The 12,387-nt window shown below is 56.2% G+C and carries 14 protein-coding genes; 2 read left to right on the top strand and 12 right to left on the bottom strand.

Going from position 1 to position 12,387, the window contains the following annotated elements; all coding sequences use genetic code 11:
- Positions 1 to 2 precede the first annotated feature (2 nt).
- The 6 genes from M5M_RS18120 to M5M_RS18100 all read right to left on the bottom strand — a co-directional run bounded on the left by M5M_RS18120 (position 3) and on the right by M5M_RS18100 (position 4,258).
- Entirely contained in the window at positions 3 to 518 is a 516-nt protein-coding gene (locus tag M5M_RS18120) for a rhodanese-like domain-containing protein (RefSeq protein WP_015048968.1), read from the bottom strand.
- Positions 519 to 546: 28 nt separating this feature from the next.
- Complete coding sequence (locus tag M5M_RS21110) at positions 547 to 684, bottom strand: helix-turn-helix transcriptional regulator (protein ID WP_015048967.1); 138 nt, start codon at positions 682 to 684, stop codon at positions 547 to 549.
- A 29-nt stretch (positions 685 to 713) separates the two neighbouring features.
- Positions 714 to 845 carry a hypothetical protein gene (locus M5M_RS21105; protein WP_015048966.1) on the bottom strand — a complete coding sequence of 44 codons (132 nt, stop codon included), beginning with the start codon at positions 843 to 845 and terminating at the stop codon, positions 714 to 716.
- Complete coding sequence (locus M5M_RS18110; RefSeq protein WP_015048965.1) at positions 842 to 1,333, bottom strand: protein tyrosine phosphatase family protein; 492 nt, start codon at positions 1,331 to 1,333, stop codon at positions 842 to 844. Before M5M_RS18110 ends, M5M_RS21105 begins: the two co-directional genes overlap by 4 nt.
- A gap of 199 nt (positions 1,334 to 1,532) precedes the next feature.
- Positions 1,533 to 3,578 (bottom strand): VWA domain-containing protein, encoded by a 2,046-nt coding sequence (locus M5M_RS18105; RefSeq protein WP_015048964.1) that lies wholly within the window; start codon positions 3,576 to 3,578, stop codon positions 1,533 to 1,535.
- A 5-nt stretch (positions 3,579 to 3,583) separates the two neighbouring features.
- Positions 3,584 to 4,258, bottom strand: coding sequence for a YEATS-associated helix-containing protein (locus M5M_RS18100; protein ID WP_015048963.1), 675 nt, complete (start codon positions 4,256 to 4,258; stop codon positions 3,584 to 3,586).
- 174 nt (positions 4,259 to 4,432) lie between these two features.
- Between M5M_RS18100 and ilvB the strand changes: the two genes are divergently transcribed.
- On the top strand, positions 4,433 to 6,301 hold the full coding sequence (gene ilvB, locus M5M_RS18095; RefSeq protein ID WP_015048962.1) for a biosynthetic-type acetolactate synthase large subunit: 1,869 nt from the start codon (positions 4,433 to 4,435) through the stop codon (positions 6,299 to 6,301).
- Positions 6,302 to 6,339: 38 nt separating this feature from the next.
- Here ilvB and M5M_RS18090 read toward each other — a convergent pair whose 3' ends face one another.
- The 6 genes from M5M_RS18090 to M5M_RS18065 form a co-directional block, all read right to left on the bottom strand.
- Positions 6,340 to 6,891 (bottom strand): DUF6714 family protein, encoded by a 552-nt coding sequence (locus tag M5M_RS18090; RefSeq protein ID WP_015048961.1) that lies wholly within the window; start codon positions 6,889 to 6,891, stop codon positions 6,340 to 6,342.
- 30 nt (positions 6,892 to 6,921) lie between these two features.
- Entirely contained in the window at positions 6,922 to 7,932 is a 1,011-nt protein-coding gene (locus tag M5M_RS18085; RefSeq protein ID WP_015048960.1) for a cytochrome d ubiquinol oxidase subunit II, read from the bottom strand.
- Positions 7,929 to 9,284 carry a cytochrome ubiquinol oxidase subunit I gene (locus M5M_RS18080; RefSeq protein ID WP_015048959.1) on the bottom strand — a complete coding sequence of 452 codons (1,356 nt, stop codon included), beginning with the start codon at positions 9,282 to 9,284 and terminating at the stop codon, positions 7,929 to 7,931. Before M5M_RS18080 ends, M5M_RS18085 begins: the two co-directional genes overlap by 4 nt.
- A gap of 92 nt (positions 9,285 to 9,376) precedes the next feature.
- On the bottom strand, positions 9,377 to 9,904 hold the full coding sequence (locus M5M_RS18075) for a GbsR/MarR family transcriptional regulator (protein ID WP_015048958.1): 528 nt from the start codon (positions 9,902 to 9,904) through the stop codon (positions 9,377 to 9,379).
- A gap of 81 nt (positions 9,905 to 9,985) precedes the next feature.
- Entirely contained in the window at positions 9,986 to 10,336 is a 351-nt protein-coding gene (locus M5M_RS18070) for an AzlD domain-containing protein (protein WP_015048957.1), read from the bottom strand.
- Positions 10,333 to 11,061 (bottom strand): AzlC family ABC transporter permease, encoded by a 729-nt coding sequence (locus M5M_RS18065; protein ID WP_015048956.1) that lies wholly within the window; start codon positions 11,059 to 11,061, stop codon positions 10,333 to 10,335. Before M5M_RS18065 ends, M5M_RS18070 begins: the two co-directional genes overlap by 4 nt.
- A 155-nt stretch (positions 11,062 to 11,216) precedes the next feature.
- Between M5M_RS18065 and M5M_RS18060 the strand changes: the two genes are divergently transcribed.
- On the top strand, positions 11,217 to 12,245 hold the full coding sequence (locus M5M_RS18060) for a winged helix-turn-helix domain-containing protein (RefSeq protein WP_015048955.1): 1,029 nt from the start codon (positions 11,217 to 11,219) through the stop codon (positions 12,243 to 12,245).
- The last annotated feature ends 142 nt before the right edge of the window (positions 12,246 to 12,387 follow it).

Below are 12,387 nucleotides of genomic sequence, written 5' to 3'. Positions count from 1 at the left end.
GCTTACGCCTGATTCCAGGGCATGCGGGATATGACGCTGCCCATCGGGCAGGTATCGGTCAGGCCGGAAAACACCAGGCCGGCACCCACAAATCCACTTAATCCGAACAACCAGGGTGCAACGAAAAAGCCACCGGCAACGCCCAACACCACCAACGAACCAGCAGCAATACGTACCTGGCGGTCGAGTCCCATCACCTCCCGCCCCTGGCGTGCAAGCAGCGCTGGCTCAACCTGCTCCACCCCGCCATCCACTACCACCAGCTCACACTCGAGCTGGCCGGTTAATTGCTGGCACACCATTTCGGCGCGGCGCTGGGTGCGGCACATGAGAAACACCTGATCGCCGGCTTTGGCAAGTGCGCTGATGGCATCGGGGCCGAAGGTTCCCATGGGCAGGTTATGGCTGGCGGGAAGATGCACGGCGGCGTATTCGGCCGGGGTGCGGACATCAATGATCAGCGGGCGCTCGCCCTGCTGAATTTTCTGGCTCAGTTCGGAAGCAGTAATACGCAACATGATGTGACAAACTCCAACTACTCATTACTCAGCCGCAATAAATGGACTTGAGTACGCGGATAATACGTTCGGCGTCACTGCCCTTCAGGCGATAAAATACCTGCTGTCGTTCCTTGCGGGTGTCGACCAGATCTGCAGTCCGCAAACCAGCCAGATGCTGGGACAAAGCGGACTGGCTGAGCGGTACCCGTTCGTTCAGTTCCCCACCGATAGTTCGCCGTCAATCAAGGTACACAGCAACATCAACCGATGGGGATTGGCCAATTGCTTAAGCAATGCCGACGCCTGCTCGGCGTGGGCGGCCAATTCTGCTAGCTCGTTGTTCATTCAGCCTTGCCTGCAGCAACGCGAGCGCGAATGGCGTCTTCAAATCCCTGTTTCATGCCCATGGCCCGCCCTTCTTCCAGAGCTTGTTCCATCGCCACGCCCTGCGAGAGCTGCCACAGCGCCCAGGTCATGCCGACCCGGTTACCCGATCGGCAATGCACCAGCGTTTTGCCGTTAGTCAGCAAGGCGCCAAACTGTGCGATCTGATCGGCATCCGGTAATTCACCAGTGGTGGGCAAATTTGCGTAAGCGATGCCGGCCTGGGCTGCGGCAGCCTGTTCATCAAACTGCCGCTCGGCGGGCGTGCGCAGATCAATAATCTGAACGTAGCCTTCTGCAGCCAGTTGCGGTACCGCCTGCTCGGTCAACTCACCGCCGGTGGCAAGATTCTCGTGGTGCTGATGGAAATTACGCACATTGTCGGCCAACGACCCGGCATGGGCCAGGGACAGACAAGCACTCAGAATCAAGCCAACGACGATACGCATACTGTTCCTCACAAACTCTGACGGTGGTTGCCCGGTCAACAACGCCGGCATCGGCGGCCCTTGCAACAACACAATAAATTAGTAAACGCTAATATAGCGGACTGACCATTGCCTGCGCAAGTCATGATGCGATGGATCTGAGGTGGGTTTGGGGCGGCGGGTCTGAACAACCCGCCAACAGCCTGCCAGACTATCTGGTTCAGGGTTTCTCGTCTTCGTCCTTGGCGGGAGCCAGATCATCCAGCGAAAACTCGGGTGCGGCATCTTCTTCATCAAGTGGCGGATCACTTGCCTCGGCCACCGAGTCTACCGCCTCATCGCTCTCAAGGTCGACTTCGGCGCCCGGGTCCATGGCCGGCTTCGGCGGTGGATCGTCATCCTCGCCGCCAAAATCTTCCAGCTTGGGCGCAGTATTTGCCGGAGCTGCCTCGTCAACCTGAGCTTCCAATTCATCCTCTTGCTCCAGCGCTTCCACATCGGCATCGGCCACTTTCCGCCCGCCCATAATGGTGCGGTAAGCAACCCATGCCAAAACCATGATCAGCAGGTTGCCAACACCCAGACCGGTATAGATGATCCACGCAGGCAAACCCTCGGGCTCGGACTCGGGTTCGGGCTCTGGTTCAGGCTCCACCACAGGCTCCGGCTCGGCCGGTGTCGGTGTTGCTTCCGGTACCGGCTCAGGCTCAGCGGGCGTTTGCGCAGAGAACAGCGGCTGCCCGGTGGGGTGACTGAACCGCAGCGTGTCCGGGTGGTGCTCAAATTCATTGCCGTCCTTATCGTACGCACTGATGCGCAGGTCAACCTGGTATTCCCCGTCCAATTCAGGCGAGAGCGCAAGCTCCCAATGGTCGGTGGCCGACAAGACCAATGGCTGGATGCTGGAGCGGCCATTGGGTTCGCGCACTTTAGCCACCACCACCGTGCGGCTGCGATCCAGGCTCTGGCCATTGGCGCTGACTTTTACCGTGTGCGCGCCGGCATCGGACGACACCAGCTCCACCCGGAAAGGCTCCCGCACAGCAAAGCGATGGCTGAATTCCCGGTTAAAGCTCTTGCCGTCGATGCGCAGGGTAAGCTGCGCCATAACTTCCTTATCGAACGCGGGCAGGGTCGCCCGATAGATCCCATCGCCCGGCGGCAGGGCGTCAGAAAAATTCTTGTCCCAAAGGCTGTTGCCGCGTTTGTCTGTCAGGGTGGCCTGAACTTTCAACAACCGCAAAAAGCGCGCATCCGAAACAGTTTTGCCTTTTTCTTTCAACAGGAACTGCAGCTCCGCGCCCTGATTGACAAACAGATTGTTGGGCAGCGGATTCACCAATAATTTGAGGTCGGTCACCACGGTAATTTTGCTGTCGGGGTCCAGATCTGCCCGCACTAACCACTCGCCCTCAATGGGGTGTTTGATGGTAATCAGGTCGTGGTCAGCGCCCCGGTGCCAGCTGAGGTATTTGTCTTTGGTATCGGCCTGGTAAAAACTTTTGTCCGGCGCCAGTAGTTGGGCTTGCTGGGCAGGATCGGCCCGGAAAATCAACGCGGTGAATTCTTCAATGCTGGAATCCACCAGAAATTTGTTTTCCGATAGAGGCACTTCATCGGCGGGCGCCGATTGCTCCAGCATGCGCAGAAAAATCCGCATCAGTTCGTCGGCATTTTCGGCCACCGCCACAATGCCGTCGGTACCCAGCGACAGCGCATTCATCAGCTCTTTATCGGCATTGGCCGACAATGCCACCGTGTGAATTTTGATCTGCTCGCCCTGCAAGGAGGGCAGCACCTCGTCCACAATGCGACGCCATTCTTTCTGGTTAACCGCCGGCTCGCGGTCGATATCCACCATCCCGTCAGTCAGCAGAATAATATTGGTGCGATAACCGGGCAAAGGCTTGCCACCATCCTTGGTGGCCCGCTCCAGCGCACCGCCAATATTGGTAAACAGGCCTACCGAGTTGACCTTTTCTACCTTGGCCGCAGCCTCTCTGCGCCACTCGGCGTCCACATCCCGGTGCGGCACCAACATGTTGACGTACTGCCCGAAGGTCCAGACACCGGCTTTACTGCCCTCCGGGATCATTTTGATCAGCAGATCCAGCGCCGGCCGGCGCAGATTTTCCGGGTCGTTTTGCTTCATCGACCCGGAGATATCGATAATGACCCTGACGTCGGCTTTTTCGGCCTGAACCTCAGCCTCTGCACCGGCAAGCCAGGTGCAGGCGACAAATAAACACAGTAACCGACGCCACATGATAATCAGGCCAGCGAGTCCATGATCCGGCGGCCGCGCTCTGTCACATACCAGCGCACGCCCTTGGCGCCGCTGACTTTACCGGCCAGATTGCGCGCCACCAACACCTGCAGGGTTTTGGTCATGGTCGTTTCATCGGCGCCGGCATCATGACAAAGCCCGGCCAGCGAACGGAAAATATAGCGGCCGCAACCCAGGGTTTTCAGTACCCGTGCAGACACCACATCCAGCTCCGGTTCGTCTTCCACTGCCACCATGTTGCCGTCGGACTCCACATCCTGCTCGGTTTCGGTGGCAATCAAGGGCAGCAACTCTTCCTGCATCTGGCGCAGATTGTGGTGTACTGTTTCAGACTGCAACCGCGCTTGCGCCGCTTCGCGCAGGATCCGTTCTTCGTTATTGGTAATCACCAGTCGCGACGCCACAGCGGCAATCAGGCAGTAACCGGTATAGATGAGCAGACGTGACGGGTCGCCCTGGATTTCCAGGATCAGCTCACTGTTGACCAGGTTCAGGATCACCGGCACCAGAAACGCGGCACCCACACCCATGACAATGCAACGGGGCAGACTGGTGGGATCGGCATCATTGTCCTGGTTCATTTGATAAAAATTGATCAGGCCGCCAAACACACCGGCAATCAACATGACAAAAGCGAGAATAAAGATATGGTTGGCCATGGCCCTCTCCCTGAAACGACTGGCTGTTTTTTCGATATGGGGTGACAAAAACCGGGTTATTAGTCAATTTAGTTATAGCAGTCTTTGGCCGTAGTGCAATTTTGCCCTGCGGAAAATGACTGTTTGGTCGTCCTTTTTCTTACATCATCAACCGGCCTCACAAGGAGTACCCCAATGAGCCAACATCCCGTGGACAATGTCACCTACGCCAACCGCAAATCCGTTACCGGCGGGGCTATTGGTGACATTATTGCGTCCCAGCGATTAGGGGCTCTGCGCGGTGCCCAACTGTTGGCCAAAAGCCTGAAGGCCGAGGGTGTCGAGGTACTGTTCGGCTACCCGGGCGGTGCCAACCTGGAAATTTTTGACGTGTTGGGCGAATTCGGCATCCGCTGCATCCGCACCGAACACGAACAGGGCGCGGTGCACGCCGCCCAGGGTTATGCCCGCGCCACCGGCAAGGCGGGCGTATGTCTGGCCACCTCCGGCCCGGGTGCCACTAACCTGGTCACCGGCATTGCCGACGCCATGAGCGATTCCACGCCGATAGTCTGCATCACCGGCAACGTGCCCAGTCACTTGCTGGGCAAAAACGCGTTTCAGGAAGTGGACATCGTCGCCATCACCCGTCCGATCACCAAAAAAGCCACATTGGTCACCCGGGTGGTGGATATACCGGAGGTGGTGCGGGAAAGCTTCGCCCTGGCATTGGGGCGTCGCCCAGGCCCGGTACTGATCGACATACCGAAAGATATCCAGCAGCACTACCCGCGCGATCCGGAGGGCAACTACACCCCCCCACGCATACCGGCCATCATTGAACCGCCGGAAGATCCAGCTGCCGGGATGACCCACAACCAATTGGAGCAGGCGCTGCGCATGATTGCCGAGTGCGAGCGACCGGTGATTTACGCGGGCGGCGGTATCGTGGCCGCCGGCGCACACGACGAGCTGTTGCAACTGGCCAGCCGCTTGCAGATTCCGGTCACCACAACGCTCATGGGTCACGGCAGTTTTCCGCCAGGCCACCCGTTGGCCTTGCATACACTCGGTATGCACGGCGCCAAATACGCCAATGTGGCCATCAACGAAGCGGATCTGGTGCTGGCACTGGGCGTGCGTTTCGACGACCGGGTGACCGGCAACGTCAATCACTTCATTGCCAACGGCCGCATCATCCACATCGATACGGATCGCAACGAGTTGAATAAAAACAAAGACGTGACGCTGCCGATCTGTGCTGACATCAAGCTCGCACTCGAACAATTACTCAGCCAATGCCCGGTGGTACAAGCGCGCGAATGGTGCCAGCAAGTGAGCCAATGGAAAGCCCAATGGCCCTACCCCCGGAGCGAATCCGACAACATCACACCGCAACAGGCAATTGCCGCCCTGTGTGAAAAAACCAAAGGCGAAGCCATTGTCAGCCTGGGTGTGGGCCAGCACCAGATGTGGGCCATGCAGCACTACCAAAGCGTGCGCCCGCGTTCCTTCCTGAGCAGTTCCGGCTTCGGCACCATGGGCTATGGATTACCAGCCGCCATCGGCGCCAAAGTGGCCTGCCCGGGCCGCACGGTGGTGGATATCGACGGCGACGGCTCGCTCAACATGACCATTCACGAACTGGCTACCTGCTACCGCTTTGGCATCGGCGTAAAAGTGATGGTGATAAACAATCAGTGGCTCGGCATGGTGCGCCAGTGGCAGGACATGATTTACAACAAAAACCGCGCCAGCTCCTCGCTTGCCGACCCCATGAGCCAGGTGAAACGCTCGGACGAAGCCGAAATCTATCCCAACTTTCTGAAAATTGCCGAGGGGTACAAGGTCAAGGCCGAACGCGTCACCCAACCGGAACAACTCGACGCGGCACTGGCAAGAATGCTCGCCGACCCGGATGAGCCCTATTTACTGGACGTGATTGTGGAGGCCGAAGAAAACGTTTACCCGATGATTCCCGCTGGCGGCTCCTACCGCGACATTATTATGAGTGATGCAGACCTGAATAAAGCAGACAGGTCGCAGCAAGGAAGTAATATCTGATCAATAGGATTGTGGCAGGCCACCTGCCACATCGCCCGCTAATCCCGGGATTCACACCAATACCCCAGCAACGCATCTGCAATTGGCAGCGCCTCATGCCTATGTTCCTCAGTCGTAACCAGATAATTCAGAAAGTCACGCACCGCCGATCGCTGCCGGGCATTCAATAGCGAAAATTTTTCTTTGGCCCAATCATTAATCTCTGTCAGGTAGAATACAATATTGAAATAAAATCCACCCTGTAAATGCAAAATCATAAAGGCCGGAAGATGAAACCGCATCCCTTGAGCATCAAAAAATGAAAGACTGCTGTGGCATTTATTCAACAGCATCGGGGAAAGGCTCTGCCACGCGTACTTTTCATCATTTTCCCTTGCCGCTCGCCGCTGTGCTGCATCACCATAATCATCAATGACCTGCGCTTCCATCAACCCGATGCCAGCACCAAGTGTCACACCTGCGAATGCGCTTTCTATTGTGGCAACAACCTCAGACACCTGCTCGCAAATATTGTAAGCCTCCTCAATGGTTTTCTTTTCAAAACCATTGCGTTTCATTTCGTCAATATCTTGCAAGTTATAGTATTTCATTCGTCCACGAGTACAATAATGCTTAACAGGCTAATAGTACCTCAGATCTTCACTCTTGCCCCAAAAGACACGATAAGAAAACGCGGTATAAGCCAAAATCAACGGCAGCACCAGGATCACGCCCCACAAAATAAACTGCAGGGAAGCCGCCGCGCTGGCGGCGTCGATGGCAAGCATCCGTCCCGGGATTACGTAGGGAAAATAGCTGTAACCCAAGGCAGAGAATGCCAACAGGAACAAGGTCACAACGCCGAAGAAGGGCTTGCGTGCAGTGCGACTGCAACTGCAACTGGCGTTTTTATACAAAGTGCCCAGTGCCCGCTCAATCCACCAGAGGCAGACAAAACCCAGTGCGGGCAACACCACCAGCAAGACCAAACCGGTACCGTGCAGCCACCGGGCGGCCACCTCGGGCCTCACCAGTAAATTAAACGCCGTGATAAACAACAACCCCAGCAAGGTCAACGCGCCCGATAAACGCAACCAGCGTAATGCCCGCGCCTGTAACTCGCCCTCGGTTTTCATCACCAACCAGGCGCTGCCGATGTAGACATAGGCCGCCGCCACACACAAGGCACTGAGGCATGCAAACAACACGGGCAATCCACCATCGGCAAAGCCGGTCACGTAACGGCCCAACATATAGCCCTGCGCCAATGAAGCCAGTAACGATCCGAAGCGGAAGCAATGGTCCCACAGCGGCCTGAGCGGGGAAATGGCTTTGGCGCGAAAATCAAACGACACACCGCGCAGGATTAACCCCACCAATAACGCCAATGCCGGCAAATACAGCTCCCGCAGAATCACACTGTGAGCAGCGGGAAAAGCAATCAACAATATTCCCACTGCCAGCACCAACCAGGTTTCATTGGCATCCCAAAATGGGCCGATGGAGGCCACCATTCGGTCCCGTTCGGATTCTGAGCCAGACAACAGCATACCCACACCCAAGTCATAGCCATCGAGCAAGGCATACATAAACACCGCCACACCGAGCAGGCACCAGAACACCAACGCCAACGTTTCCAGTTCCAGATTCATACGGAAGCTCCTTGCAGCGCCAACGGCTGGGTTTCATATTCTTCGACGGCCACAGATTTACGCGCCATGTAAAACACCGTATGCAGGTAAGCCACCAGTAAGCCGGCATAGACCAACGCGTACACGGTGAAAGAAAACGACACATTTCCCGCTGGCAAGGTGGTCACCGCGTCTGCGGTCTTTAATACCCCTGTCACGAGCCAGGGCTGGCGCCCTATTTCGGTCACATACCATCCGGCAAGCGTGGCCACCCAACCGGAAAACGTCATGGCAACCAATGCACCGCTGTACCAACCCGGCATGCCCCGGCCCTTGCGGGTTAACCAGACACCAGCCCAGGCCATCAGGATCATCAACAAACCAAGTCCCACCATAATGCGGAAACCGAAGAACACAGGCTTCACCGGCGGGGTGTGTTCAAATTCGTTCAGGCCCCGGATTTCACCATTGGGATCGTGAGTGAGAATCAAGCTGGCGAGTTTTGGGATCGCCACCGGGAAATGATTAGCCTGACGTGTTTCATCGGGCCAGGCGAATAACAACAAAGGCGCGCCGTTTTCGGTATGCCATACCCCTTCCATGGCTGCGATTTTTTGCGGTTGGTGTTCGAAGGTATTCAACCCATGCAAATCCCCCACAAACGCCTGCAGTGGCGCAATCAATGCCGCCGCCAGCAAGGCCACGCGTAAAGCTTTGCGGGGCGCCTGTTTGGCATCGCCTTTACGGAGCCGATAGGCGGAAATACCCGCCACAAAAAAACACGCGGTCAGCCCCGACGCCAGCATCACATGGCTCAGGCGATACGGCATGGAGGGATTAAAGATGATTGCCCACCAATCCACCGGCATCGCCACCCCGTTTTCCATGACAAACCCCGCCGGCGTTTGCATCCAGGAATTGAGCGCAATAATCCAGAAGGCCGATAAACTGGTGCCCACCGCAACCAATAAAGTGGCGAGCGTATGCAACCAGGCCGGCACGCGATGAATACCAAACAGCATGATGCCCAGAAATGTAGCCTCCAGGAAAAACGCCGTAAGCACTTCATAACCCAGCAAGGGCCCGGCAATATTGCCCACGGTTTCCATGAAGCCCGGCCAGTTGGTACCGAACTGGAAGCTCATGGTGATGCCGGTGACCACGCCAAGCGCAAAGGTGAGCGCAAACAGCTTGACCCAGAAGCGATAGATCCGCATCCACACCGGATGGCCGCTCAACTGGAAACGCAGCTTGAAATAAAACAGCAACCAGGCCAGCGCGATAGTGATGGACGGAAATAAAATGTGAAAGCTGATGTTGAGCGCGAACTGCGCCCTTGATAACGCCAACGTATTGAGTAATTCAGGTTCCATAATGTCTCCAACAACAAATTTCGGGCAAAACCACCCACTGGATGCAGAAGCGCCGCATCCTGAATTTAAGGAGAGTTATTATTTTTGCAGAGTTATTTAAGTAACTTGTCTTTCATGGTCAGCACCTTGCCCACCCCCGAACCCAGCTTTAACAGCGCCAGCAGGTGATCGGGCTTCATGCGTTGCATGTCGTCCAGCCACTGGGTAAACAATTCCAACAGGTCGTGCATTTCCTGCATACGCTCGTGCGCGTAATCCTTGTCGTCGGTATTCATCAACTGAGAACGCAACAGGCTGAGCGTGGGGTCCACTTCGCGCTTGCGGCGTTCGCTCACCACCTGCAGGGCCAGGTCCCACAGGCCGCCATTAGCCGCGTAATAATCTTTGCGATCGCCAGGTTCACGCAACACGCGGATCAATCGCCAGCTTTGTAATTCCTTGGTAGCCATGGATACATTGCCGCGGGAAAGACTCAGTCGCTCGCTCAGTTCATCGGCGGACAAAGGGGCTTCGCTGAACACGATAGCGGCGAGCACCTGGCCCACCGAGCGGTTGAAACCCCAGCGGCTGGCCATTTCACCAAAGTGCAGGATGAGGTCATTAAGGGGGTGAGGCGACATACACAACCTTCTAAACTTTCAATATTTTCTGAAAGTTTAGAAGGTTGTTTGAGGCAGATCAAGGAAATTTTTCAGGAAGGGTTACCGGCTGAGCCAGTAAACCACACCAAAGGCCACCACTCCGGCCACCACCGGCCAGCCCAGTGACCGCGTGCGCCACCAAGCCAACAAGGTAGCAAGCAGGCCACAGGCAGAAGCCACCGCGTGGTGTACATCGGGTACCGCTGGCACCAAAGAAACACCGGTCATGGCGGCAATCATGGTGGGCCCCAATACGCTCAGCCACAAAGGCATCGGGCGAGGGGCGGAGAGATCAGCAGACGCTTCTGCCGGTTGATTGAGCCGGGTACGCATCCACACGGCCGGCCAGGCGCGCATGGCGAATGTCACCAACGCGGAAAACGCCAACGCCAGCCATAGTTCGGTGCTCATGTTACCTCCTTAGTGGACGCGCCAGCGGGCAGCAAGCGCATGAGGTAAAACAAGCCCGCACCGCACAACGCTGCCAAAGGAATGGCCGCGTTGGGCAAGCCCGCTAGTTTCAGCCCCAACGCAATCAAGGTGGTGCCGGCGAGCGCCACCGCCCAGATACGATTCTCAAACCGCGGCGCCAATAGCACAGCAAACAACGCCGGCAACGCAAAAGGCATCACTTCACCCATCAGCGGCCAACGCCCGGTAATTTCCGCACCCGCCACCGCGCCCAGCGCCGTGCCGCCCACCCAGCTGGCCCAGGCCAATAGCATGGCACCGGTAAACCACCCTACCCGCTCCGCTGCCGGCAGCTGCTGCAAGCGGGTGTGCGCAATCGCGAAAATCTGGTCGGTCAGGCCATGCATTAACCAGAACCACCAACGACTTTGAGTCAGGTGAGGCGCCAAATTTGGCCCATACACCAGATGGCGGGCATTGATCAGCACAGTCATCAGCACGACCAACCAAAGCGGTGCACCGGAAGCAATCATGGCCACAAACAGAAATTGCGACGCACCCGCATAAATAAACAGCGAAATAGCCACGGCACCCCAGACGCTGAAACCCGCCTGCGTGGCAATCAGTCCGAACGAAATGGCGACGGGGATGTAGCCGCCCAGCAAAGGCAGCGCATCGCGCACGCCGCGCCACCAAGGAATTGTTTTATCAGGCAACGAGGTCACCACAGGATCCGTAGGAAAATGTCTATTGCAGTAGATGCATGCACTAAGGTGGAAATTCAAGCCACCGCAACTGCTTTTAACATATTGATTTGTAAGGCCAGCTGAATCACAGTGTGCTTCAACCAGCCAATCCAGCCAAGCAAATTCCGAGGCGAATGAGCGCAAGTAAATTACCCAAGAACGAAGACGCCCGATCGCCGCTCAAGCCAAGGCAGTACTGTTTTGGCCCATTTACCTTTCATATTCCGAGTCAACGGCTCACTGGCCCGGATGGCCCCATTTCACTGGACGAACGCCAAGCGCAATTGCTGAAAATCCTGCTTCTCGCCAGCCCAGACCGGGTCAGTAAAGAAGCTCTGATGCAGGCGCTCTGGCCCGATACCATCGTCAGTGAGTGGTCGCTGTCTAAACTGGTATCTGAAACCCGGAAATCGCTTGATGACGACGGCAACAATCAAAGCATTATCAGAACACATCGCGGCAAAGGCTTCTCAATTAGTACCGACGTAACAGAAGTTATCACCGCGTTTAACGATACGCCAGCTGACGCCGTGCGATCAGCGAACAGAAGCGCCCCAGCCGGGAAACAACGCCTGTTCGCCCGTCCGCTTGGGTGGCTGGCTGCTGTCCTGTGCTGCGCTGCCCTGCTACTCAGTTACGCGATTCGCCAATCCGACACGTTGGTTAAACCATTCAACAGCCACCCGGCAGACACAGCGCATGTCACAGAACTGATGCGCCAGATACAAAGCCAGCTGCTAATTACCAAAACAGCCTTCAGAGCCCAGGTAAACCGCCGCAATCAACTAGGCCAGCATCTGCAACATCGTTTGCCCGAATTCCAATCGATGAGTTGGGAACAACGCCTGATCGCCGCCTATCCGCAGCTGAACCAAGCAGAAACCTTTTTATGGGAACAAATCAGGGCCCAGACCGAAGGTCCATTGTACAAGGGCAATCGTGCACTACTGACGTTGATCGACGGTCACCCCGAGCTACTGAACACCCTGCCCCAATTTGCCCCACTGCGTGCCCACCTGGAAGTGTGGCTGGCGAAGTATCACAAGGTGTTTCTCCAGTATCCCGCCATGCCGATTGTCTATGTGGGTGTAGAAGATGGCGTTCCCTTTCCCAGCGATATTGATGGCGCTGTAGATCAATGGTTATCCGAAAACGATAACTAATTGATTTTATTAGTTATTAGTAAATTTCAAACTATTTCCAACTGCATTCAAGCTTTCTGATTGCCAGTATTCCAACCTGTCTCCGCTGTTTTACAGCAATACCGACATCGCCGCACGGTGCGGCCAAAAACATATGGAGATA

Origin of the sequence: Simiduia agarivorans SA1 = DSM 21679, assembly GCF_000305785.2 — a bacterium.
In the GTDB taxonomy this organism is placed as follows: Bacteria; Pseudomonadota; Gammaproteobacteria; order Pseudomonadales; family Cellvibrionaceae; genus Simiduia; species Simiduia agarivorans.
Note: the sequence above shows the minus strand (reverse complement) of the source record. Positions and strands in the feature narration are given on the sequence as shown.